Origin of the sequence: Sporosarcina sp. P2, from assembly GCF_002743255.1 — a bacterium.
In the GTDB taxonomy this organism is placed as follows: Bacteria; Bacillota; Bacilli; order Bacillales_A; family Planococcaceae; genus Sporosarcina.
In genome coordinates, this window is the sequence record NZ_PDYY01000012.1 from 17,187 (window position 1) to 42,434 (window position 25,248).

At 43.1% G+C, this 25,248-nt stretch carries 27 protein-coding genes and 1 riboswitch; of the genes, 4 read left to right on the plus strand and 23 right to left on the minus strand.

What is annotated here, in order from left to right; translation table 11 throughout:
- Positions 1–156 precede the first annotated feature (156 nt).
- From CSV67_RS12650 to CSV67_RS12665, 4 genes are all read right to left on the minus strand, one after another.
- Positions 157–855, minus strand: a complete 699-nt coding sequence (locus CSV67_RS12650) for an ABC transporter ATP-binding protein (RefSeq protein ID WP_099631956.1) — start codon at positions 853–855, stop codon at positions 157–159.
- Between the two features lie 3 nt (positions 856–858).
- Entirely contained in the window at positions 859–1,929 is a 1,071-nt protein-coding gene (locus CSV67_RS12655; protein WP_099631957.1) for an ABC transporter permease, read from the minus strand.
- Between the two features lie 16 nt (positions 1,930–1,945).
- Positions 1,946–3,238, minus strand: coding sequence for a globin-coupled sensor protein (locus tag CSV67_RS16555; RefSeq protein ID WP_233192616.1), 1,293 nt, complete (start codon positions 3,236–3,238; stop codon positions 1,946–1,948).
- Between the two features lie 137 nt (positions 3,239–3,375).
- Positions 3,376–3,822, minus strand: a complete 447-nt coding sequence (locus CSV67_RS12665) for a hypothetical protein (protein WP_099631959.1) — start codon at positions 3,820–3,822, stop codon at positions 3,376–3,378.
- A 128-nt stretch (positions 3,823–3,950) separates the two neighbouring features.
- Between CSV67_RS12665 and CSV67_RS12670 the strand changes: the two genes are divergently transcribed.
- Positions 3,951–4,832, plus strand: a complete 882-nt coding sequence (locus CSV67_RS12670; RefSeq protein WP_158232938.1) for a MerR family transcriptional regulator — start codon at positions 3,951–3,953, stop codon at positions 4,830–4,832.
- Here the strand turns inward: CSV67_RS12670 and CSV67_RS12675 are convergent.
- From CSV67_RS12675 to CSV67_RS12695, 5 genes are all read right to left on the minus strand, one after another.
- Complete coding sequence (locus tag CSV67_RS12675) at positions 4,829–6,232, minus strand: cryptochrome/photolyase family protein (protein WP_158232939.1); 1,404 nt, start codon at positions 6,230–6,232, stop codon at positions 4,829–4,831. The genes CSV67_RS12670 and CSV67_RS12675 overlap by 4 nt on opposite strands.
- Positions 6,233–6,504: 272 nt before the next feature.
- On the minus strand, positions 6,505–6,960 hold the full coding sequence (locus CSV67_RS12680) for a DUF2207 domain-containing protein (RefSeq protein WP_099631962.1): 456 nt from the start codon (positions 6,958–6,960) through the stop codon (positions 6,505–6,507).
- Between the two features lie 90 nt (positions 6,961–7,050).
- On the minus strand, positions 7,051–7,545 hold the full coding sequence (locus CSV67_RS12685) for a DUF1648 domain-containing protein (RefSeq protein ID WP_099631963.1): 495 nt from the start codon (positions 7,543–7,545) through the stop codon (positions 7,051–7,053).
- A gap of 16 nt (positions 7,546–7,561) precedes the next feature.
- Entirely contained in the window at positions 7,562–7,948 is a 387-nt protein-coding gene (locus tag CSV67_RS12690) for a hypothetical protein (RefSeq protein WP_099631964.1), read from the minus strand.
- Positions 7,949–8,030: 82 nt separating this feature from the next.
- Positions 8,031–9,227, minus strand: coding sequence for a class I SAM-dependent rRNA methyltransferase (locus CSV67_RS12695; protein WP_099631965.1), 1,197 nt, complete (start codon positions 9,225–9,227; stop codon positions 8,031–8,033).
- A 402-nt stretch (positions 9,228–9,629) separates the two neighbouring features.
- Here CSV67_RS12695 and CSV67_RS12700 point away from each other — a divergent pair, with 402 nt between their 5' ends.
- On the plus strand, positions 9,630–10,367 hold the full coding sequence (locus CSV67_RS12700) for an MBL fold metallo-hydrolase (protein ID WP_099631966.1): 738 nt from the start codon (positions 9,630–9,632) through the stop codon (positions 10,365–10,367).
- 264 nt (positions 10,368–10,631) lie between these two features.
- Here the strand turns inward: CSV67_RS12700 and CSV67_RS12705 are convergent, their stop codons facing one another.
- From CSV67_RS12705 to CSV67_RS12755, 10 genes are all read right to left on the minus strand, one after another.
- Positions 10,632–11,462 carry an undecaprenyl-diphosphate phosphatase gene (locus CSV67_RS12705; RefSeq protein WP_099631967.1) on the minus strand — a complete coding sequence of 277 codons (831 nt, stop codon included), beginning with the start codon at positions 11,460–11,462 and terminating at the stop codon, positions 10,632–10,634.
- Between the two features lie 272 nt (positions 11,463–11,734).
- Positions 11,735–12,370 (minus strand): response regulator, encoded by a 636-nt coding sequence (locus CSV67_RS12710; protein WP_099631968.1) that lies wholly within the window; start codon positions 12,368–12,370, stop codon positions 11,735–11,737.
- Entirely contained in the window at positions 12,345–13,388 is a 1,044-nt protein-coding gene (locus CSV67_RS12715; protein WP_099631969.1) for a sensor histidine kinase, read from the minus strand. Before CSV67_RS12715 ends, CSV67_RS12710 begins: the two co-directional genes overlap by 26 nt.
- A complete protein-coding gene (gene liaF, locus CSV67_RS12720) occupies positions 13,385–14,086 on the minus strand; it encodes a cell wall-active antibiotics response protein LiaF (RefSeq protein WP_099631970.1) in 702 nt (233 codons plus the stop codon). Before liaF ends, CSV67_RS12715 begins: the two co-directional genes overlap by 4 nt.
- A gap of 50 nt (positions 14,087–14,136) precedes the next feature.
- Positions 14,137–14,769, minus strand: coding sequence for a PspA/IM30 family protein (locus CSV67_RS12725; protein ID WP_099631971.1), 633 nt, complete (start codon positions 14,767–14,769; stop codon positions 14,137–14,139).
- Between the two features lie 15 nt (positions 14,770–14,784).
- Complete coding sequence (locus CSV67_RS12730) at positions 14,785–15,129, minus strand: lmo0954 family membrane protein (protein WP_099631972.1); 345 nt, start codon at positions 15,127–15,129, stop codon at positions 14,785–14,787.
- A gap of 248 nt (positions 15,130–15,377) precedes the next feature.
- Positions 15,378–15,815: a DinB family protein gene (locus CSV67_RS12735; protein ID WP_158232940.1), complete on the minus strand. Its 438-nt coding sequence runs from the start codon at positions 15,813–15,815 to the stop codon at positions 15,378–15,380.
- An 80-nt stretch (positions 15,816–15,895) separates the two neighbouring features.
- On the minus strand, positions 15,896–16,258 hold the full coding sequence (locus CSV67_RS12740) for a hypothetical protein (RefSeq protein ID WP_099631974.1): 363 nt from the start codon (positions 16,256–16,258) through the stop codon (positions 15,896–15,898).
- A 147-nt stretch (positions 16,259–16,405) separates the two neighbouring features.
- A complete protein-coding gene (locus CSV67_RS12745) occupies positions 16,406–18,604 on the minus strand; it encodes a histidine kinase dimerization/phospho-acceptor domain-containing protein (protein WP_099631975.1) in 2,199 nt (732 codons plus the stop codon).
- Between the two features lie 156 nt (positions 18,605–18,760).
- Positions 18,761–19,450, minus strand: a complete 690-nt coding sequence (locus tag CSV67_RS12755; protein ID WP_099631977.1) for a response regulator transcription factor — start codon at positions 19,448–19,450, stop codon at positions 18,761–18,763.
- A 214-nt stretch (positions 19,451–19,664) separates the two neighbouring features.
- Here CSV67_RS12755 and CSV67_RS12760 point away from each other — a divergent pair, with 214 nt between their 5' ends.
- On the plus strand, positions 19,665–19,847 hold the full coding sequence (locus CSV67_RS12760; protein WP_099631978.1) for a hypothetical protein: 183 nt from the start codon (positions 19,665–19,667) through the stop codon (positions 19,845–19,847).
- Positions 19,848–20,070: 223 nt separating this feature from the next.
- Here CSV67_RS12760 and CSV67_RS16845 read toward each other — a convergent pair whose 3' ends face one another.
- Complete coding sequence (locus tag CSV67_RS16845) at positions 20,071–20,247, minus strand: hypothetical protein (protein WP_099631979.1); 177 nt, start codon at positions 20,245–20,247, stop codon at positions 20,071–20,073.
- Positions 20,248–20,617: 370 nt separating this feature from the next.
- Here CSV67_RS16845 and CSV67_RS12770 point away from each other — a divergent pair, with 370 nt between their 5' ends.
- Positions 20,618–22,105 (plus strand): glycine betaine uptake BCCT transporter, encoded by a 1,488-nt coding sequence (locus tag CSV67_RS12770; RefSeq protein ID WP_099631980.1) that lies wholly within the window; start codon positions 20,618–20,620, stop codon positions 22,103–22,105.
- A gap of 47 nt (positions 22,106–22,152) precedes the next feature.
- Here the strand turns inward: CSV67_RS12770 and CSV67_RS12775 are convergent, their stop codons facing one another.
- The 3 genes from CSV67_RS12775 to CSV67_RS12785 form a co-directional block, all read right to left on the minus strand.
- Positions 22,153–23,433, minus strand: a complete 1,281-nt coding sequence (locus CSV67_RS12775) for an O-acetylhomoserine aminocarboxypropyltransferase/cysteine synthase family protein (RefSeq protein WP_099631981.1) — start codon at positions 23,431–23,433, stop codon at positions 22,153–22,155.
- A 155-nt stretch (positions 23,434–23,588) separates the two neighbouring features.
- Positions 23,589–23,692, minus strand: a riboswitch (SAM riboswitch).
- Between the two features lie 456 nt (positions 23,693–24,148).
- Positions 24,149–24,925, minus strand: a complete 777-nt coding sequence (locus CSV67_RS12780) for a sulfite exporter TauE/SafE family protein (protein WP_099631982.1) — start codon at positions 24,923–24,925, stop codon at positions 24,149–24,151.
- Between the two features lie 57 nt (positions 24,926–24,982).
- Complete coding sequence (locus CSV67_RS12785; RefSeq protein ID WP_099631983.1) at positions 24,983–25,210, minus strand: sulfurtransferase TusA family protein; 228 nt, start codon at positions 25,208–25,210, stop codon at positions 24,983–24,985.
- Positions 25,211–25,248: the final 38 nt, after the last annotated feature.

Genomic DNA, 25,248 nt, shown 5'->3' on the forward strand with positions numbered 1-25,248 from the left:
TGCGTTTGATAGAGTGCTCGCCCCTGGACCATGATCGGGTAACACGTTGGATAGAGCGCTCACCCAATTTTATGAGCATACCCAATAAAAAAACGCTTCAGAAAGCCATAAAACAGCTTTCCGAAGCGTTTATTTCATTATTTATTCAACCCTCGCTCATTCCGTCGAATCCAATGCCATCTCAGCCGAACTCTCTAACTTCAACACACCATCCGTCATCTTGTACACCTTATCCACGTATTGAATCAATCGTATATCATGTGTCACGACAATGGTCGCTGTCTGATTCGACTTCGTTTCATTACGCAACAACTCCATCACCTCAAACGCCCGATCCGAATCGAGTGAAGCGGTAGGCTCATCCGCCAAAAGAATCGCTGGCTTGCTGAACAATGCTTTCGCAATCGCCACACGTTGTCGCTCACCGCCCGATAAATCAGATGGATAATTCTTACGCAACTTGGTAATACCTAAGTCTTCATATAACTTACGTTGCTCATCTTTGGTCATATTGTCTTTCTTCACTTTATTTAGCAATTCAAGCTGCTGATCAACAGTTAGGAACGGCACAAGGTTGGAAGCTTGCAATATAAACCCGATTTCCTGCAAACGGATTTTTGAACGTTGCTTTTCATTTAGCTGCGATAATTCTTTACCGTTAATGATGACTTCGCCTTCGCTTGGTGTTTGCAGAGCGCCAGCCACCGTCAGGAACGTACTTTTACCTGAACCTGACGGACCGATAACCGCGACCAATTCTCCACGTTCGACTAAGAAATTGGTTTCCTTCATCGCTTCAACGAGCGTATTGCCTTCACCGAACGTCTTTTTCGCATTTCGTAGTTCCAGTACCATCGTTTACCCTCCTATCGCTTCGAGCGGATCAATTCGGATAATCGTCCAAACCGAAATGACTGCTCCGAGAATTGCCACTACTATTAAGACCACCCCATAAATGATCATGGTAGGTATATCAAACATGATAGGAACTCCATTTGGCAGGAAGCTTCCCGCAAGCAACGTCAGTCCAAATGCTAGGACTACCCCGATCAACGCGAGAATGAATGTCTGTGCGATAACGGATCTTGCCAAATAAGCGCTGGAAATCCCTTGCGCTTTCATCAGACCGAACATGCTGATTTTCTGTACAGTCAATACGTATAAGAAAATGGCAACGATTGCCGCTGAAATGACAAACAGGAAGTAAATCATATACGTTAACGTTAAATTCTGCTCCGTATAACCCGGCAGACTCTCGATAAATGTTTCCGTTTCAATGATTTCCGTATTATCTGGCAAGGAAAGTGTAGCCCAGTCTTTGTCTCTGATGACAATTGCGTTAACCAAGTCTTTATTCATTGTATAGGCGTCACCATATTTAATTTTCTGCATATCATTTAACTTCATATAGAGAATAGGCGATGCATTAAAACGAGCCTTTTCTGTGAAGCCGACAATCGTCAGTTTCGTGTCTGTTGAGGATAACTCGAGCGTATCCCCTATTTTAAAGCCTTCATCTTTTAGTACATCAGATGCCACGACACCGTTTTGAACGTAAAATGTCGGGTCCCCTTCACTAACTTCTGGCTTGATGAACTCTTCTCTATCAATACCGAAGAGCATAACATTTTGCTTGGTATCACCATTGTTTGCGATGGCGCCCATTTGGCTAATAACAGCCGTTTCTTTCGCATCCAGTTCATCGGCTATTTTCCTGTCAAGTGCCGACTCATACAAACTCTTATCGGATTCCTCTGTCAGAAGGACTGCATCGACTTTCCACGAGTCGATCGCTTCTCTGTTCATGCTGGCTAATCCATTTGCCAGTCCGGATAGGAAGAACACAAGGAATGACACCAATAGTAAAATCGATGTGATGAGTAAAAATCGTAATTTATTCTTTTTGATTTCGCTCCACGCTAAAAACATTCATTCTCACTTCCTTTTATAGGACATTTATCGCTTCTTCCAACTCATAAGAAGTGGATACGACTTCCTTCGATACGCCGCCAATTGATGTGATGACGCTTTGCAAATTTTTCATATGGTCTGAAAAATGCTGGATATCGTCTATGGTCAAATGAACCGTCTCAGTTATGTTCTGGAATGTCTCTCTAGTTGTTTCCGTTTCTTTCATGCCCATATCGGCATACTTCGTGACAGTGTCTATCGCATCATGAACAGCTCGCGTCTTCGCCTTCGACTGCGCGACGAGTTGTGCAATATTATCTGTCGACCGTTTCGTTTGATCAGCTAGGTTTCGGACTTCATCCGCAACAACCGCGAAACCTTTTCCGTGAACACCCGCACGTGCCGCTTCAATTGCAGAGTTCAATGCCAAAAGATTGGTCTGGTCTGCAATATTTTTCACTAGTTGAACGACTTCTTCAATTTGAATGGATGCGCGGTTCAATTCTTCGATCAATGCCGCCATGCCTTTCGTTTCCTTTACAATCGTCTCCGAAGTGATCACCATCTGTGACATCTGTTTAATTCCAGACTGTGCTTGATGGACTGACGTTTCGGAACGGACAATACTCTCCTGAATTTTTCCTTCGAGTGTAGTAGATTGCTCGATTAAATCATTGACTACCGCATATGTGGACTCGGACTTCTCTTCAATCTCAAGCGCAATACTTCCAATTTGTTGCTTGACGCTATCTTTTATTTCTTGCTGATTTGCATGAATTGCATCATTCGTACTCTTCTCGAACGCTTCAAGAACCAATTGCTTTTCGAAATTCAAAATTTTACTTAACGCTACGATCATTTCACGTTCTTCTGCACGGTCCAATTCTAAATCAAATAATATATCGAGCATCGTTGCATGCAAGTTTTGAAAAGCTGCGATATACCATTTAGGTTCCAAGCCTATGCGCACATGAGCACCCGCTACTTTACTGCGATTGAGTAAATAGGCTTCATCAATCACACCATCGAATAATCCCGCGAGATGTACAGTTAGCGTCTTGCGTAAATAATCGGTCGTAGTGTACGTTTTAATCATCTGAGACAATTTAGGAACTGCTGTGACACTAGAATAAAAGGCTTCTACAATTTCATCAATCCGGTCATTCATTGGATCTTTTAACGCGCGTAAAAGTTGTAAATCCCGCTCCCTTAACTGAATAGCATCTAACTGTAATTGAATTTCTTTGGTAGGAACCTGCAATTTGACAGGGGTAGTGGAAATAGGGCGGACTAATGATTGGGCCTTGCGTTTTTTAGTGATCCACATATTGAAATTCTCCTTTATCTTTAACTGACACGAACAAATTTTCGCTTTCTCCAATGTCCATGCTTTGTACAATGTTATGGTTAGTTGATTATACAGTAGTCTATCCATATATACTAGAATAATTGATCGGAATAGACCTATTTTATATTTTTTGATTTCCTGCTAATCAAAATCCCTACGAAGAAACCATATACAGCGTGTCCGACGAGCCACCAGGACAAAGAAATGATATTTGTGACACTTGGCGTACGATCAGAAAATGAAGTCGTCGGATACAGTAATAACCCGATAATACTATTCACTAGAAAGGGGAACAATACCGCATGATGACGAATGAAACCACTACTCTTGTCATACAGAATCACCAGTATGATACAAAGAATAACTGAAACAATCAGATGGAAAAACACTTCTATTACTTCTGGAAATACATATTCTCTTACGATGGGTATGTAATCCACATTCAATAACAAAGTATAGACCTTGTGACCTGTAATCGACTGTATGATTTTGAAGAAAATAGCGAGAAAAACACCCGTTATGATACCAATCCATGTACCTTGTACTATATATGTCGTTTTCATTTAGACACCTTCCTACTATGTAAAAATAGCAGGTTTGACTTACATTGTCAAACCTATGTATAATGTTAAACATATAGAACTGGGCGAAGTATGATCGCTAATTATAGTAAAATGAAAGGTTGATTATTTTGAAGCCGTCATCTGAAACCCCTACGTATACAATTAAACAAGTTGCGGAGCAAACAGGTTTGTCGAGGCAAGTCTTGAGGAAGTGGGAAGAACGCTATGATATCGTGATTCCACAGCGACTAGATAATGGCTATCGGGTATATCACGATGAAGATATTCGGTTATTTTTGCTGATGAAACGTTATGCAGAGGATGGTTTTGCGCTCTTACAAGCAGCCGAGATGGCGAAATCCCAGAAAAACTCCATTTTCCCATCGAATCCCGAAAATACCTATATAGAAGATATATTGAGCGACTTATTGCGCCACGGTAAAAATTGTGATGAATTAGAATTAAACTTTTCCTTGCAAGCCGCCTATCATCGGTTAGGACTTGAACACTATCTCCAGCAAATCGTCATTCCATTTTTGAAGGAAATAGGTGATCACTGGGCAACTGGAGAGTGGGATGAATATCAGGAAGCCTTGTCAAGTCTGGTCGTACGAGATCAACTTGTCCAACTACGGCGCAACTTCCAATACCGGGAAGACTCGCCCCTATTGCTCGGCGCATGTCTCCCGAATGAATCACATGAAATTCCGGTGCATATTTTTTTACTGCAACTGATGCTAAAAGGCTGGCGTACGGCGATGATTGGATCATTACCTGCTCCTGGCGCTATTCAGTCTCTTATAGAAAAAATCAAGCCGGGCAAAGTGTTATTGTCGGCGTCGACTACGTTTCCGTTTGAAGAGAGTCCACAGATGATACAAGAATTGGACGAGTTTGCAGGCCAACACCCTCATACCGAATTTTATCTAGGTGGATACGGATCGTTCATTTGGGCGGATCGGTTACAGCTACAACATATTCATCTACTTGAATCTATTGATGACATTTAAGAATTTTTGCATGTATCATACGCTGCCAATGCGCGTGCACGGGCAGCTTGATGGTCAACAATCGGAGCCGGATAGGATGTACCAATCGTAACGCCTGCTGATTCCAGCACATCAACCGGTGCGTCTGCTGGTTGAAATACATAGTTTACTGGCATGTCCGCCAACTCGGGCAGCCATTTTTTTATATAGCGAGCATCTTCATCGAATTTTTTTGCCTGAAGAATGGGATTAAACACTCTAAAGTACGGCGACGCATCAAAACCACTGCCCGCCACCCATTGCCATCCCATCGCATTGTTCGCTAGATCCAAGTCGAGCAACGTCTCTTCAAACCACGCCATGCCCTCTCGCCAGTCAATCAATAAATGTTTAATCAAAAAAGAAGCTACGACCATTCGCACACGGTTATGCATATAGCCTGTTTCCCATAATTCACGCATTCCGGCATCGACTAACGGATAACCGGTACGCCCTGTTTTCCAAGCTTCCAGCTGAGCGTCGGCAGGTTGCCACGGGAACTTTTCAAACTCCGGTCGCACGGGTTTCGTCAACATTTCTGGAAAGTACAGTAGCTGGTAATTATCGAAATCCCGCCACGCCAATTGCCGAATAAAAGCTTCCACTTGCCGATCACCGACGTCTTCCGCCGCAGCTAATGCACCATGCCATAGCGAACGTACGCTAACATTCCCCCAAGCCAAGTAAGGCGACATGCGCGAAACACTAGATTGCGCAGGGAGATCTCGTCCCACTAAATAATCGCACAACCCACCGTCACGAAACGTTTCCCAACAGTCCATCGCAGCTTTTTCCCCAGGTCGCCAATAAGTTGCAAACTTGTTATACCAAGGTTCATCCGATAATAGTCCCCATTCTTCTGAAGACAATGATTGTAGTTTACCAGTAGACGGTACGAGTTCAGGAGTTGCGAGTGGTGTCGCAATTCGTTCTTGGCGGAGCCGCTTCCAAAACGGCGTAAATACTTTATATGGCTGATTGGTTTTATTGAAAATCGCATCCGGTGCAACGAGTAGCGACCCTTGGAATGAACGCATTTGAACACGCCTTTTCTCACAAGCCTCTGCTACTCCACGTTCCACTTCCCGACTTTTCGGATCATATAATTCATTGAACACAAGTTGATCGGCTCCGCTTTCATCTAGCAACTTCATCAGCTGTTCAACAGAATGTCCTTGTCTGATCACGAACTGAATTTGCTGCTCCGCAAAGCGCTCGATTATTTCCAGCAAACTGTGATGCAACCACCAATCAGATGCTGCGTGGCGTGCTTCCGGCAAAATGAAGACGGGCAATACTTCACCATGTGCTGCCGCCTCCACCAATGCTGGATGATCATGCAAACGCAAATCTTTTCGGAACCAAACTATTGTCTTACCCACTCTATTCACTCCTTTTACTTATCTTAAAACGCACCTGATCCACCGCCTCCACTGCTACTGCTACTGTCACTCTTGGAGCGTTGTTCGATACATTGGTCGACGCTTGATTGGAAGAACCGGCGAGGAATATAGGATTGTAGACAACGCCGCCATAATAGGAATTTCCGTACTGTGCGTCTGCCGTATCCTGTCGATGTCTTTCATCATAACGAGTGCGATTTTGATCAAGCTGCTTCTGGACACTGGCGAAATCCTTATAATACGCGTCCAGTTCAGGACTCTATACTAGGAGGCACGATCGTAATCGTCATATTGCCATAATCGGTTTCATTACGGCGATCGAAAAATGGCCAGTAAAACTGCGCGCCATCTGCATACTTTTCCATTCCATTTCTAATGGTGTACTGCAAATCGAAGACAATGACCTCGCTGTCTCCTTTGCGATGTACACGATATTCCGAGTTACGCTTCTCAATCCTTAACTCTTTACCCTTTTCAGAGGCTTTAAACTCCTCAATCGAAGCTCCTCGTTTCGGTTGAATTTCTCGAATAATCCCGTTAAATTCGCTGTCAAAATTATAGGTATGCTGTTCCGTTACCCGGACGGTGCCATCCGTTTCCAATTGTGCTTTGATTTTTACATCCGAAATGCTGAAATCTACAGCCCCTACTGTCGTCGGCAGAACAAGGAAAGCTAGTAAAGTGACAAGTAACAGTTTCCATTTCACAAAAAATCACCTCTTATCATGAGTATACGATAGGAGGTGATCAATAGATTCATTTATTGGCAGAATTTTAGAAATACAATTCAGGCATGGCTATAATTTCAGTACTTTATAAAAATAAACACCTATCGCACTGAAGAGTAGTACAAGTAGCGTGATGAGGATAGGCGCATTCAATGAACCGATTCGAGCCAAAGCGATATCGACAGACTGCCATAGTAGAAAGATCACTACTAATGTAGAAAGGTTTTTGATGACATTCATGAATAGCACGCCATATCGGTACTGGATTTCTACGTTGTCAGGACGCAAATTCATGTAGTTAAACATATACGGATACTTCTCCACTATCCATAAACCTACCCACATAACGGCGCCAATGACTGACAACAGCAGTAATTCTATTTTCGAACCATAACGGTCCACTTCCCCATTCGCTCCAAAATGCGCAGGAATACGATCAGGCAATTGATTCCACTGCAATAGTAAATAGACGAGAGCAGCAGCGAATAAAGCGATCACCAACACATCGAACGCTTTTGCAACAGCAGGCTTCTCAATGTCTAGCTTCGGTTTTTTCGTCTCCATACTCTCGCCACCTTATTTATGATTCCGTTGCACTCGTTATTTCAAATACATCAAAAACGTTCTCTTGAATATTGAGCGACATGATCTTGCCTTGCTTCTCATAGAAATGGATAGATCCTCTGCGGTCTTCCACCATTTCCGTCCAGCCCCATTCTTCAATAGTACGCAAATAATGATCTGGCGGATTGCCTTCCGAGTCACCGATTCCCTTCAACTTATATTTCGCTGATTTAGAAATCTCCCCTATGCAATCTTCTGCTTTTACTTCATACGCTTCTTTCGGAACAGGGAATCCTTGATTGATGATGGCCATGCGGTAGCCGTCTTCTTGACTATATGCATTGGAACATCCAGTTAGTACCAAAGCAGACACCACGGCCATCAAAGCAAGTACTTGCTTCATATGTTTACCTCCCGTTTCACGACTTAATTGAATCCATCGTACTAGGAAATATTGACATTGTCACCCTACTTTTTGTGACGAATTAACGTAACTTCTGCACAATCACTACTTTTAAATAGTTAAATTCAGGATAGTCCCGTGGCGTACGGAAGTCCCTAGGTAATGTGGATTCTTCCAGTACTTTATAACGCATATCTGTCTCTTTGAAAGCTTGCTCAATAAAGCCTTTGAACTTCTTCATACTGAAGCTCGCATTATTTGTAGAAGCGACGATAATGCCGTTTTTCTCCGTAACCGCAATCGCTTCTTTCATCAACATAGGATAATCCTTCGCTGTACTAAATGTATACTTCTTCGAACGCGCAAAGCTCGGTGGATCCAGCACGACTAGTCCGAATTTCATGTCATGACGCTTCGCGTAACGGAAATAGTCAAAGACATCCATCACTTTAATATCTTGTTGCTCATAATCGATACCGTTGACACTGAATTGCTCGATTGTCTTTGCGACACTACGCTTCGCCAAATCCACATTCGTCGTTTTCTTCGCTCCACCTAAAACAGCTGCAACCGAAAACGCTCCTGTATACGAAAACGTATTCAACACTTCGCGACCTTCTGAATACTTGTCCCGAATCGCCTCACGTACATCGCGCTGATCAAGGAAAACTCCAGTCATCGCGCCATCATTCAAATCAATTGCAAAGTTCATGCCGTTCTCCTTAACAATAATCGGAAAATCACCAGGCGTTCCTTTGACAAAATCATCCTGCTCGACATACTGCCCCTTCGAATCAAAACGTTTCTTTTCATACACCGCTTTATATTCCCCACGCTTATCCAGAACATTATAGACGTGGTGACGGAACGCATAAATACCTTCACTGTACCAGCTGACCATATAATAGCCATCGAAATAATCGATCGTCAACCCACCGATTCCATCGCCTTCCCCATTAAATAAACGGTAAGCCGTTGTATCTGGATCATTAGCATACGACGCACGACGCTCAAAGGCAGTCGCCATTTTTTGATCGAAGAAATCAAAGTCAATCTCTTCTTTTTCATTCGAAGTCAGCACCCAGCCGATTCCTTTATTTTGTATTCCATAATAACCCGTAGCCAAATATTTATGGTAGCGATCCGTCAAACGAATCAAACTACCTTCCTTCGCCTGAATCTCGCTAGTCATCACAGCATCCTTCAAAATCAAAGGATATCCCTTCTTCAAAGCCACCGTGCCCTGTGCATTTAACTGTATTTCAACTAATTTACTCATATCGTCATCCTCAAAGTGTATTTTCTCTATTATCGCATGGATGAACCAAAAGTGAAAGGTGGCGTTTAGAGTCGGCAGGCATAAGACGAAGATGCGAAGCGGCGCTCTTTGCCGCATAGCAGCTTTGACTTATGACCCGAGACTCTGCCACCTGCAACTGGATGAACCAAAAGTGAAAGTGGCTCGTCAGGATCGACAGGCATAAGACGGGCTGGACTTGAGGCGCTCTTTGCCTCACGACCAGCACGGCTTATGACCCGAGATCCTAGCCGCTTGAACTAGATGAACCAAAAGTGAAAGGTGGCGCTTAGAGTCGGCAACTCAAAAAATCTTTTTTTACGACTTTTACTAACCTTTCACTTACAATGAAAGTACTAAAATACCCAAACAGGAGGAATTCAAATGAACATCATCCCTTTAGGCATCTGGGGAGGCTACCCGAAAGCGAACAGCGCCACCTCTTCATTTCTCATTGAGCACGAAGGATTCCATTGCCTGTTCGACTGTGGCAGTGGCGTTCTATCTTCCTTGCAAAATTACATTACACTTGACCAGCTCGACGCAGTCGTCATCAGCCACTATCACGCAGATCACATCGCGGACATCGGCAGTCTGCAATACAGCCGCTTGATTCAGTATTACCTCGATCAACCGTCACCTGTCTTGCCGATTTACAGCCACGCACAAGACAAAGAACAATTTGAGAAACTGTCGTATAAAAATCAAACACAAGGTATCGAAATTCAGGAAGACCAATCCGTTCAAATCGGTCCATTTACCGTAACATTTTGTCCAACGATCCATCCCGTCTACTGCCTTGCAATGAAGTTTACGGTAGAAGGCACGTCCGTGGTTTTCACTGCCGATACGGAATGGTCGGACAAGCTTGTTACGTTCTCGCAACACGCAGATATCGTATTTTGCGAGGCCAATCTATACGAAGAGCACCTCGGCAAGTCTCCGGGTCACATGGCAGGTAGCCAAGCAGGAACACTTGCGCAGCAAGCAGAAGTGGGTCAACTCGTCCTCACCCATCTGCCACACCATGGTGATATTAATGAGATATTGAATGAAGCGAGGAAAACGTTCAGTGGTTTGGTGGAAATTGCAGAAGTAGGAAAAAGGTATACAGTAATTTAAAGCCGGAACAGTAGACTGGTGAGTATGAAGGGATTGCAAGGGATTGCAAGGGATTGGATTGGAGTGTAGGAGGGGCGACTCCCAGAGGATCAGCTCGACAGGTGAGACAACCAAAGAGAGCTTGCGAACTGGTTGGCTCACCGCGGGCCCTCAGAAAGCGTCCCCTCTGTAGCGCAAATCCCCTACCGTAACCACTGCCAGTCTTTCCATTTTATTTCACGTAAAAAACGACCTCTGCACATCTTGCAAAGGTCGTCTCACTTCTTATAAAAACACAATTATGGCCAAGATCGCTGCCAACACGAGACGATAAATCGCAAATGGCATCAACTTGACTTTCGAAATCAACGTCAAAAAGAAACGAATTGAAATCAGCGCAAACACAAACGCACTCAAGAAACCAACCACGTAAAATCCTAAGTCATCCATCGACATGTACTCCCAGTTCTTCAACACCGACACCAGACTCGCACCCATCATAATCGGAACCGCCATGATGAACGTAAAATCAGCAGCCGTCCGGTGATTCATCCCGAACAATACACCACCTGAAATCGTCGCACCCGATCGTGAAAATCCAGGCCACAACGACAAACACTGAACCAGTCCAACTGTAAACGCCTGTTTATATGTAATTTGATCCAGCGTCTGTACACGTGGATTTTTTGGCCCAAACTTATCCGCAGCAATCATCAACACCGCTCCTGCAACTAACGCAAAAATAACGGTTTCCACGCCGAATAAGTAATCATCAATCAAGTCTTTAAATGCAAAACCGAAAATAACAGCGGGTAACATCCCAACGATTACGTGTAATAAATTGAAACGCTCGCTCATCTTGACTCCGCTATCTACTTTATACAAACCGACTAAACTAAATAACCGCTTCCAAAATACTACGACAACAGCCAAAATTGAACCGAGTTGAATCACTATCTTAAATGTAATCGCAGGATATTTCCCAAGGAATTCTTCCGTCTTCAGCCACATATCATCGACAATAATCAAATGACCTGTCGAAGAAACGGGTGCGAATTCCGTCATTCCTTCTACGAATCCTAAAATTAGCGCTTTAATTAAATCAAATAATTCCATATGACTCTCTTTCCGCGAAGGCTCCCCTTCTGCTATTCTATTTTCTTTTATCCAGTCTACCATGACGTAACAAACAGTGGATAAGTTTCTGGCAGAATATTTTTATCCACATGTGCATACATTTTGTTTTCACATATAACGGAATACTTATGCACATAGTACGTGGATAGATTGTGGAGAAGTTCATAACTTCAGACTATTCTAATTTTTATCGTTGTTTATCCACAGTTTTATCATTGATCTATTGATATGCCGCGGCTTATACTTGTAGACTAGTAATCCGTTAATTTATTTTGAAACGCATAAATAACCGCTTGAGTGCGGTCTTGGACTTCTAATTTGGATAATAGATTACTGACGTGAGTTTTCACAGTTTTTAACGCAATGAATAGTTCATCCGCAATTTCCTGATTAGATTTACCCTTAGCCAATAGTAATAAGACTTCGAGCTCGCGATCGGTTAAGTCTTCATGCAAGGCATGCGTCTGGCCACTGCGCATTTTTATCATCATTTTAGATGTCACTTCCGGCTCAAGCACGGTTTGTCCCTGCATAGTTTCTCTAATCGCATCCGCCACGCGCTTTGCGTTGGACGTTTTCAAAATATAACTGACAGCTCCCGCTTCAAGTGCAGGGTATAATTTATCATCATCGAGGAAACTAGTGACGATAATTACCTTCGCTTCCGGCCATTTGGCGATAATCGCAGCCGTCGCCTCGGCACCATTCATAACAGGCATGACCATGTCCATGAGAATAATATCCGGACGTAAATCCAGTGCTTTCACGACGCCCATCTGACCATTTTCCGCCTCCGCAATTACTTCGATATCGGGTTGCATCTGCAAATATGTCGATACGCCAATGCGCACCATTTCATGATCATCTACCAACAGCACTCGAATCATCCCCCAGCTCCCCTTTCAAAATCGGTAATTTCACTTCTACGATCGTTCCTTGAGACGGTACCGAGACAATCTTGCAACTGCCACCGATCTCAATCGCCCGTTCCTTCACATTCTGCAGACCATACGAACCGCCTTTGCCGTCATGCTGCTTAAATCCAACGCCATTGTCTTGCACACGTAAAATCGCCAATCCATCCCGTTCGATTAATAAAATTTCCACTTCTGTTGCCTTTGCGTGACGCAGTGTATTTGACAACGTTTCTTGCGCAATCCGGAATAAATGATCTTCCGCACCTTTAGATAGCTCGATATCTTCCAAACGATGCGTAATATCGAACATCACTTTTTCCTGTAATTCACTCAATAATTCTTCAAGGCCTTTGGCAAGCGTCTGGTTATGCAGTGCCGCCGGACGTAAATGAAGAAGCAATGCCCGCATTTCTAATTGCGCCTGCTGAACCATTCGTTCCACTTGCAGTAACGGCTTACGGATTGGTCCTTCTTCCGCTTGTTCCGCTAGTGCTGACAACAGCATGGAGGCCGCGAACAATTGTTGGGACACAGAATCATGCAGTTCTCTCGCCAACCTTTGGCGTTCTTGAACGATACGTTCCTGAATGATTTTATCTTGTGTCTCGACACGCTCGTCGGTAATTTTACGCAAACTGTTTCTTTGTGCTTCAAGTACTTCATATAACTGTTCAATGGAACGATTCGTTTGTTTTTTCATTTTATTCGAGCTTGTAAACTGCTGTTTAGCATACAAATCCTGTAGTTTTCCGATAATGATATTCTCTTTCATCCTACTGTGTAGGCTGATCCAGCTAGCAATTCCTAAACTCATGACGAAAATCGTCGTGAACAACCAGACCAACAACGGCATATCCGCAGCTTCCGTATCGAGTAGCAACCTCTGATAGTCAGCGATAGATACATCAATGAACAAATAGAAAAAGACCGCGACGATCATACTAAACGTCAACGTCAACAGAATGGTGCGACCAATGATTACCTTCATTTTCTACGCACCTCCACATCGCCGATCCAAGTAAATACTGAAATAATCAATTCAGGATCATTCGGTCGTTTCGTTTCATAGCCGTCATGTTCTTGTATAGTTTCATTAAATAGTTGCTGTGGAACTTTGCCTAACATATTCGCTTCGCCATATAACGTGGCATAATGAATGCGTACCGGAATATCGTACGGCAGTTCAATACGCACTTTACCGAAGATTTGCCGAATCGAAATAAAGGAAGCACCTTTAGGTAATACCGTATCCGTCACATCGACATGCACGTCACCGAAAAACCCTTGCATATGAATATCTTCCCACTCATACGTCGAGAATGGAGTAGATTGGACCGAAAACAAGCGGTTCCTCCACATACCTTGCGATCGTCTAACACGAGGCTTTTGCAAATCGCCAAAGACTTCATTGGCCGGCGTACCTTTCCATAATTTCATGATAATATACAAAACAATGGCTAAAATCAGCAGACGTACACTCCATAATGTCAGAAGCGCAATCACTATAAAGACGATTCCTGTGATCGCTGTCCATTTTCCACGTTTTCGATAACCATAATCGAGGAATCCCCAACCGAGAAGGAGGAAGATGAAATTGCCGTTTGAAAACACTATGGATTCGACGAAAGCAATCGCCAAAAGAGCAAGTAAATATACTGAAACTTTAGTGGAATCCCTCTTACCCATTTCATTCTCTCCCTTCTCGATAGAGGAAGCGTGATGCTCCCTCTTATAGTTTACACAATATCTTGAGATTTTGCGTTAGATTTCTCCAATGAATCCAAACGTTGCTCCATTGACGAGTGTGATTGCGTCGATCTCGTTCCACCGCCAAGATTTTCGATGTACGAATGCAAGTCGTCCAGTGTTGAAAACGAACTATCAGGCTTGACGAATCGATTCATTTTTTCCTGCGCACGCGTTACATTCTCTTTGCCCATCAATTGCAACTGACGAACACGCATATCTTTCACACGATGCTTCATCTCTTCAAATTTCCGTTCCAATGACAGCAATTCTTGCGTAGCGTCTTGGATGCTCGCAGACAAACGGGCAACTCGTCCTTCATATGCCTCTACTTCCTCTTGCGCGAACGCAATCAACTCTGCGTCTCCTGTTATTTCAGCAAGTTCCAGTTGACGACGACGTTTTATCGCCATCGAATTCGCTTCTTGACATTCGGCTTCCAATTCTTCCTTCAATCTTCCTTGGCGTTCAAGCAACTTCCCGATTTCCGCTGTTTGCTTTTGTGCTTCTAAGAAATACTGATTCAGTAATTCAAGTGGATTTTCTTTCTTTTGCGACTTATCCATCAAACTATTCAAATCTTCTTGTAGCGTATATTTTAGTTTATGCCAAAATGCGTTCATATTACATCTCTCCTTTTATTTTGTCAGTTCATTCCATTGACGTTCAAAGTTTGTGAACGGGTCATTGGATAGAACGTTCGGGTTTGCCTTGCGTTCTTTCCATTTGCGGTATACGTAATAGACTCCAATCAATGCGATGATCCCGATGAATGCACCAATATTAGAAATTGAACCGATTACACTGACGATCAAAATCGCCATCCAGAATACTTTCGCGAACATCGACTGGCTCTTTCTCCAATAGTGATAACTAACAAGCGCGATCGCTCCTGTTATGGCTAAAGCAATGATTGGACCTACGTTTAGCACAAATGCCAAACCTGCTACAATGCCTAATAAAACTAATCCAAGTGTCTTCATGTGGATGTCCTCCCTTCATTTGTACCCTTAGTTTATAATGAATCCCCGCTTTCTCCGACGGTCCCATAGCGGATTTCTGACTCAGACTTAAGGCTGAGTGTGAGTAAATCTCGATTTAGAAGGTGCCGTTGATCTGTGTTCTTCAGTATAAAAATCTAAAAGGCTTACTCCCTTACCAACGGAGGCCAGTAACACAAAAAAGCCGCTCAAGAAATCAATTACGATCTCCCAAACGGCTATATCCGATATTATTTATTCGCTCTAAGTAGCCCATCAATCACACCGGCATGCAAACCTTCGTGCCAAGTAAGAAACTGCAGAACTTCATCGACAGTTTCCATCGTAATAAACGTACCAATAGAAAGGGGTGTACTCAATCGATGCGTCAGCTGTTGTTCAGTTAGTTTCGAAATACGCTTACCTTGGTCTTTCATCGCTGCGATCAATTCCTCTTCAGTTGGAGCGCTACTCGGCCAAGTAGATGGACTCGTTCCCGTCGCGAAGAATTCTGCCCATTCCAACTTATCGACTGGATAGTCATTCATTGCGCGGTGAAGAAAGTCTTCAGTCAATGAATAGATATGTCCTACATTCCACCGCACAGTATTTGAAAAACCCTTAGGTTGAAAATCCCACGCGGATTCGTCCGTTCGTTTACAAAGACTTAATGTATAACCTCTCGCCATGGAGAATTGTTGCAATGCACCCATTCATTCCACCCTCTCTTGTAATCTAAAAAACAGCCTTGCACGTAGGCAGGCTGACATTATGAAGGATTCTCTTCTTGCTTTTTAATGTTCTTATGCTCATTCCACTGGTCATGCGCTTCATGGTTGTATTCACGATTATATTCTTCCTGATCTCCATACGGGAATTTTTCACCGGGTGTCAGATCATGATAGTTTTGGCTTGGGGATTTATTTTGACTATAAGCGGAAGGTTTATGTTCTCCCGTTTCATCCTGTGCATTTTCTCTAAATGCTACACTTGAATCAGAATCTGCTGGATCGGCAAGAGGTAGTTCATCTGGTACTACTACGCCTTCTACCACACACTTCTCCTCATTGATCTCTTCCACTCTCGGCGTAAGATCTTTTTTGTTTGGATACTTTCCGTCAACGATTGTCATATAACCATTCCTCCCTTTCATGCTGCCCCTAATCAATAGACCGCACTCTCTATACATACCCGTATTCGCCATAAACTAAACTGATTCCTCTTAACATTAAAAAAAAGAGTAAGATGGGAGTTTTCTCCCACCCCACTCCACGCCAATTTACCCCCCTATGACATCAATCGTCACTTTAAATAAATCTCCATCGACCTCCACTTCCATCCGGCCGCCATGCAGCTCGACAATAGATTGTGCAATAGCCAATCCTAGACCCGAACCTTCCGTTTGCCTAGACGTGTCCCCCCGCTTAAAGCGTTCGAATAATTCATCTGTCGTGTCACCAAGTTCATATTGTGCAACGTTTTTCAACACGATACGCGCATTCGATCCCACTTGTTGAAGATTGACATACACCCTCGTACCTGGCAACGAGTACTTCCATACATTGATGAACAGATTATCAAGTACTCTCCACCACTTTTGTCCGTCTACCATCGCAAAGACGGGTTCTTCAGGTAAAGTAGTTCGAATATGCAAATCTTGCTCAATGAATTCTTCCGCATGCTCTGCCAATGCTTGTTGGATTAGCTGATTCAAATCCACACGTTGCTTCACCATTTCTAAATTACCGCTTGCCATTTTGGATACTTCGAATAAATCTTCTATAAGTGTTTTCAAGCGCTGTGACTTCTGATCTAGAATGCCAATGTATTTTGCACGTTCTTCTGCAGTTAACGTCTCATCTTTCAGTAAATCCGTATACGTTATAATAGAAGTAAGCGGTGTCCGCAAATCATGGCTGACATTTGTAATTAACTCCGTTTTTAACCGCTCACTTTTCGCTTGTTCATTGATCGATACGCGAACACCTTCGCGGAGATTATTCAAATTTGCTGCATGTTTCGCAAGCTGTGATGTACCTTTGACCGGTATCGCCTGCGTCAGATGACCCGCCGCCATATCATTCGTTGCTGCCACTATACGATTCAAATAGGCTGCTTTTTTCACGAAAATGTATAATGCCGGCAGTGCGACAAACAGTACACAGAAAACGTAAATGATCAGAAGCGATGGGTGCATAACTCCCCCAACCAAGCCTACGCCGGCGAGGAAAAAGATCATCAGTACCAACGAGAACTGTACACCCATCGTACGATTGTTGAATGTGTCTCTACTATCTTTCGCAAATTGCATCGTGAAGCTTTCTTGCCAATCTTTTATCAGCCGCCCAGGCTCGCGGTATAGCATAAATACATGAACAGCCTGAAACGCCAATAATGCGGTAAATAGTACGCCAATCAGCAAGAAACTGACCGCCGCATTACCAATGATACCCAAGTCTAGGTACATAAACTGATTAAAGATATTGAATATAGTCGATTCGAAATAAAGAGCCAGAATAAATGCGGTCAGTAGCAAAAGAACTACTTTCACATCTATTTTCCAGCGTGAATACGTTGCGGCCAATCTTGAATGCCGCACCCATTCTTTCTGAAACTTCATCACTGTACACAATGCCACGAGCGCAAGCACACCGAGAACCCACAAGGCATACATCATATATTTTCCACGGATGAATTGATCGTTTTCCTTAGCCAATTGCCCCGACACTGTAGCATCTAATGGAATAATCACTGTTCCTTTGAAATATTGCGCGGGATTACTAATTTCCAACGCATTGTCATCTGTGAACGTCGACCCTTGTTCCATTGAATAATCAGAGTAGCCATTGTCATACACAGCTGAGTTCGCTCTGAAATATCCTGTTGCTTCAATAAATTGTTGTTGGAAGAGTGACGTGACCTCGACATCTCCACGCGTAAATCGCTCACCCGTTTCAACATTCACGAGATCATAGGAAATGGGAATATTCATTTCTCGATTATTTTCTGTCTCCCTAATTTGACTAGCTAAAGCTTTTACCTTTTCCGAACGGATTTTGTCTTCTACATAACTATCGCTATCAAAATTCTTTTGGATCTCTTCTAGTTTCGTATTTCGCTCTTTAACTAGAGCCAATAGCAACGTTTCATTTTTCTCGCTTTTCGCTTCCGCAATTCGTTCTGTATATTGTTGCTGGATAGTATCAAGCTGTTCAGAAAGTGTACCGTATCGCTGTCGGTATTCTTCAATTTCATCCTGTGAAACCGTTAATTCCTTCTCCGCTTTTTTCAAGTCGATTGGATTGAGTACAGTAGCCGACAAATTATCGTATACTTGTTCCATTCTATAGGTAAAGTCTTCTTGATCGGTAAACGATTTGCCAACAAGCTGCGGTGCATAATGAATGATGGACGGCAATGCGATCAATACTAGTGTCACGAGTGCAGACCAGATAGCCAATTTTATACTATTGTTCATCACACGGTTCCTCCTCTAATAATTCGGCCAAAGTAATTGGCTGCCAGGTTTAATCGTTCCCATCCGTCGAGGAAAAGATCAACCGTAAATGAGGCGCAGTACATTAGGCTTCCTAGAGCTAGCGTAATCGCAATGAGTGACCCAACCAAGCCATTTCTATTTTTCGATCTTATAGCCAACGCCCCACACCACCTTCACATACCGCGGATTTTTAGGATCCGCTTCGATTTTCTCCCGAATCTTTCGGATATGCACCGCTACGATATTTTCTGCATTATACGCTTGCTCATTCCACACACGTTCATATATTTCATTAATTGAAAATACGCGTCCTGGGTGTTTCATCAGTAGTTCCGTAATTTTGAATTCAATCGGAGTCAGCCGAACGTGTGTCCCGTCCACCGTCAGCTCCTTCTCCTCTTCGTTCAGGACCAGTCCGTTTACTTCAATGACTTTTTGTCCTTCATACGTCCCTAACTGTACATACCGGCGAAGTTGCGATTTCACACGAGCCATCAATTCAAGCGGATGGAATGGCTTTGTGACATAATCATCTGCACCTACTGATAACCCGTGGATTTTATCCGAGTCTTCCACTTTCGCACTCAACATAATAATCGGGATATTCTGTGCTTCTCGTATCTTGAACGTTGCTGTGATCCCATCCATATTCGGCATCATAATATCTAAAATCAATAAATGGATTTCATTCAATGAAAGCAACTCTAACGCTTCTTGCCCATCTTTCGCTTTCAGTACACGATATCCTTCATTTTTCAAATAAATCTCAATTCCCTCACGAATTTCTTTATCGTCATCTGCTACAAGCACTGTAAACTCTGCCATGTACATCACCCCGTCTCACTAATACCTTCATTCTACCACCCCACTCTTAACAAAGACTGAGGATAAATATGAAGAAAATCTTAAGATCGTTTCGAATGAATTCTTTTGCGTTTATTTAAATCGCTTCAACCGCTCTATACAACGTCACAACCGCTCCTAGCAGATGTATAATCTCCAATAAGAATGCCACACTTCTATAATGGAGGTGACGAACATGTCTAACAAAAAGAACAATAAGAAGAAAAATGAGAACATGCGCGAGGAATATGGTTTTGGATATGATTTGAGTCCTGACGATTTTGATGTCATTGGACAGAACGATGCGGCTAAGAATAAAAATGCGAACTCGAAGAAGAACAAGCAGACGGAAGGTAATCAACCGTTTAATCCTTCATGATTTTTAAAGGAGAAAGCATCGTGATCGAATATAATCATTCGCTTTTCATTCATCACAAAAAAGAGCAGCCAATTCTGGCTGCTCTTTTTTGTAGTATGTACATCAGTTAACGTGGCTACTCATACAGCAACCCGTAGTGTAAAGAGCCGATGAAAAGAATCTCTCATCGGTCTTTTTGTGAATAATATCTAGTACAACGCCCGCTATATACGCGTGCGTCTACTTACAGCTCCTGATAATCCCGCTGATAGACTCCGCCGTCTTTAACTTCTGCATGATAAAGTGCTTTCAATGCAAAGCTTTTCTCTAGCTCATGCTCTTTCATAATCGCTTTCAATTTTCTGTTTAGCTCTGGGCTACGCTTTACGAGCTGAAGCATCTTAGGCTGTGAATATTGCATGAAAATTTCCTCCTCATTACCTTTGTTTCAATAGTATAACATGGCCACTGTTCCTGTTGTGTGAAAGGAGATTGTTTGTTAAGGTAGAAATCACCCATGCGTTTCATGTATACTGTCACAAGCGCAAGGCGACTTTTTTGAGCAAGCACATGAATGGTACTACGGAAACAACTTACATATGCGACGAGAAGCAAATTTTTTCGTCAATTTTATTTGTATTTGTGATGCATTTGGCAATAGACTGTCGTTTATTTAACGTTTATCTGGGCGGTTAAACGGGTACTATCAACTGTATATATGCAATTTTATTTTACTGTTTCGGTTATGTACTATGCTCTTTTCTCAGACTACATTCTAAATAGGAGGACCTATGAAAAAAATATCTACAACATTTTACATTACATTAGCGGCTGTCATATTGGCTGTGGGATACGGCGTCATTGCCCCCAAGCACTTTGAAGAAATCACGTCCACTATCCAAGTCTATATTTCGGATTCATTCGGCTGGTATTACTTACTAACCGTCTCCATGTTATTCTTCATTTCGGTATACTTGATATTCAGTCCGACCGGTAAAATCCGATTAGGAAAAGATAATGACAGACCGCAGTTTTCCATGTTTTCCTGGCTGGCGATGCTATTTTCCGCTGGTATGGGAATTGGACTCGTGTTCTACGGTGCGGCCGAACCTCTTTCGCATTACGCAGTAAGTCCTGCAACAGAGGCTCCTGAAACAAAAGCTGCTTATAAAGAAGCAATGCAGTCGACCTTCTTCCACTGGGGTTTCCATGCTTGGTCTGTATATGGCATGACCGCTTTAGTATTGGCATATTTCCAGTTCCGCAAAAGACAACCCGGATTAATCTCCGTTACACTTCGTCCAATTTTTGGTGATCGCGTAGACGGAAAGCTCGGGACAGTCATTGACGTCTTCGCTATTTTTGCCACTGTTTTCGGTGTGGCGACATCACTTGGATTTGGAGCTGTCCAAATCAACGCCGGACTCAACTACTTATTTGGTATATCAATCGGCTTCTGGTCCCAGTTCTTTATCATTGCAGTGGTAACGGTTTTATTCCTTGCATCCGCATGGAGTGGACTTGGTAAAGGGATTAAAATTTTATCTAATGCCAATATGGTTTTGGCATTGGCATTGTTAGTTTTCATTATTGCGCTCGGACCCACATTATTGATTTTCAACATGTTCACTGATTCCATCGGTGGCTATTTGGAGAATCTCATTCGTATGAGTTTCCGAACCGCACCACTTACCCCGGAAAATCGTGCTTGGCTCAATGGGTGGACTCTATTCTACTGGTCTTGGTGGATAGCTTGGGCACCATTTGTCGGGATGTTCATTGCCCGCGTATCAAAAGGTAGAACGATTCGCGAGTTTATGATTGGCGTACTAGTTGTTCCTACTGTGCTCAGTATGATCTGGTTCACAGCATTTGGGACGACAGCAATCGAAACGCAAAAAGCTGGCATCATCGACTTGGCTGCGAGTGCAACTGAATTGACGATCTTTGAAATGTTCAGCGAGTTACCTTTATCATTCATCATATCGATCATTGCAATCTTATTGATTACATCGTTCTTTATCACATCAGCAGATTCGGCTACATTTGTACTCGGCATGCAGTCGTCATACGGTTCATTGACTCCACCGAATAATTTGAAAGTGATATGGGGTGTCATTCAATCTGCCATCGCCATTATTCTATTATATGTTGGAGGATTGGATGCACTGCAAAACGTCATCATTATTGCCGCTTTGCCATTCTCAATCATACTCATTATGATGGTCGTTTCGCTGTTCAAATCACTTAAAGACGAGAAAAATCGAATACAACGATAGTAAAGAAAAGAACACCGTCGCAAATGCGACGGTGTTCTTTATATATATTAGTTTACCACTTTTTCGATGGCTTGTTTCAAATCTGCAATAATATCCTCTGCAGACTCCAACCCTACAGATAAGCGGATTAGTTCTTCGCTAACGCCAGAGTCTTTCAAATCTTCCACAGACAACTGCTGATGAGTTGTGGATGCCGGATGAATGATTAATGACTTTGCATCCCCCACATTCGCAACGTGAGACCAAATTTCTACATTGTCGATTACTTGTCTTCCTGCATCGCGTCCACCTTTGATACCGAATACGATAATTGAACCATAGCCGTTTTTCAAATATTTATTTGCTAGTTCCGCTGTTGGATGATCTTCTAGGCCAGTATAGGTCACCCATTCTACTGCTGGGTGTTCTTGCAAGAATGCCGCGACTTTTTGTGCATTTTCATTGTGGCGTGGTACGCGTAAATGAAGGGTTTCCAAACCTTGTAACAAGTTGAATGCACTATCCGGTGATAGACAAGGGCCGAAGTCTCTCAACAATTGTACGCGCAGTTTCGTTGCAAAAGCTGCAGCGGCTGTATCGATTCCGTAACGTAAGCCATGATAGGATTCGTCCGGCTCTGTAAAGCCTGGGAATCTCCCTTGCGTCCAATCGAATCTCCCTGCATCCACGGCTACACCACCGATGGTCGTACCGTGTCCGCCAATCCATTTCGTCGCTGAGTGGATCACTACATCTGCACCGTACTCGATAGGATTTGATCCATAAGGAGACGGGAATGTATTATCTATTAGCAATGGAATTCCATTGTCATGTGCGATGTTCGCAACAGCTTCCACGTCAAGAACTTGCAAACTCGGGTTACCGATTGTTTCTGCAAACAATGCTTTCGTTTTATCCGTAATAGCTGCTTCAAAGTTCTTTGGATTGGACGCGTCAACAAACTTCACGTTGATGCCATAGCGTGGTAATGTCACGGCGAATAAGTTATATGTGCCACCGTAGAGATTGCTGGCTGCAACGATTTCATCGCCCGCTTCAGCGATGTTCATAATAGAAAAAGCAATCGCCGCCATTCCAGAAGACAATGCCACTGCAGCTGTTCCACCTTCTAACTGCGCGACACGCTCTTCAAAGACAGCTACTGTCGGGTTCGTAATTCTTGTATAAATATTGCCGGCTTCTTTCAAGGCAAATAAGTTTTGTGCGTGCTCCGTGTCTCTGAATACATAAGAAGTCGTACGATGAATCGGTAAGGCACGTGAGCCTGTTTCTGGATCCGGCTTTTGCCCTCCGTGTAATAATATCGTTTCTGGCTGTAAATTCGTCATAACCATTCCCCTTTTTTATGTATTGATGGAACACCGAAACTCCTCGGACAACTTCCTCCTAGAACTAGACAAGAAAAGCATAAGAGGACGGTTCGCTAAGTACAGAAAAAGCCATCTTCCATAATAAGAAGAGGGCTCTGCTTTCGCTCATTCCTCCCTTATCTTCCAAACTATTGAAAGTTTGTAGGAAGTAGCACCTTTGCTTTCGCCGGTTGCCGGGCATCACAGGGCCTAATCCCTCCGCCTCTCTTGATAAGAGTATGTCTATTCGTTTTCCATCGTTGAAAAATAGTATACGGCTATTCCTAGTCTATTGCAAGGTAATTTAATTGAATGTTTTGAAGTCAATATTAATTTTAATACCTTGCAATGAAAGTAATAAACGTGAAAGCACCGTTGATCGACGTTCCAGGCGGACGCTTTCCCGAGGGCGTGGCTTGAACTTCCTCGTGCGCTTCGCTTCTGCGGGATCTCAAGACGCACGCTGATCCTGCGGGAAGAGCCGTAACGAAGAACGGCTTTTGCACTCGCCGCCTTCCACTTACGATCAACTAGTTTACGTCCTTGATTATTTTGACTTATAATGACTTACACATTTACTAAACGGGAGCTACCTGCAAGAGGCGAAGTGCGTTTAATGATGTTCCACTTATGACTTCACCAAAAAAACCGCCAGCACAAGTTCATTGAACGATGTGCTGGCGATTTTGATTGGTTAGAATATGTCCCACCATATTTTCACAGCGGAAGCCATGATGAGTACGGCTAGAATGCTTTGTAGTACTTTGGTGTTTACTTTCCGGCTCACTTTTACACCGATCGGAGCGGCAATGATGCTAGCGATAATCAGAACAACAGCTGGTCCATAGGGTACTTGGCCTGTTAAGAGCTTGCCTGATGCCGAGCCCACCGATGACAACAGCGTAATTGCTAGGGAAGTAGCAATCGTGACGCGTGTGGGGATTTTTAGTATCACGAGCATAATCGGTACCACGATAAATGCGCCGCCAGCTCCGACGATTCCAGCCGCCAAGCCGACGATAAAGGCTGCACTTGAAGCAATGAAGCGATTGAATGTAATCTCATCGATCGGCTGATTGTCGAGTCCTTTTTTTGGTATAAACATCATAATAGCCGCCATGACGGCTAGAATACCGTAGATTACGTTGACGGTAGCTTCTGAAAGCATACTAGACCCAGCACCGCCAAGTACACTGCCGACTAATACACTGATTCCCATATAAAGAACGAGTGGCTTCAAGATCAGATTACTCTTTCTATACGCTATAACGCCTGAAAGTGATGCAAAGAAAACTTCCATTGCAGTAATTCCGGCTACTTCATGTGGTGTAAATGCAGCAAAACCAAGTAATGCAGGAATAAATAGCAACATTGGATATTTGACAATTGCGCCACCGATTCCAATCATACCGGAAAGGAATGAGCCGACGAATCCAATGAGGAAGATTGTGATAATAAATGGAATTGTCATGATGTCCTCCCTTCTTCCCGACTTAAGAGGGAGACAGCCATTCCCTCTATCCTTAGTTTAACCTTTTTGGATCCAGAATTTAAAGACATCAGACTCTTGTTGCTGCTCTTTTATTTCATGATTGCCAGAAGCAGCCCATGCTGTCAGGTCGGATACTGATCCTTTATCTGTCGTATGAATCTCAAGAACTTCTCCTGTTTGCATATCCTTCATTGCTTTCTTTGCCCGTACGATTGGCATTGGACATGCCAGGCCTTTTGCATCTAAAAATGTTGTTGTATTCATATATATCTTCTCCTTTAGTTTTTTTATATAAATTAAAA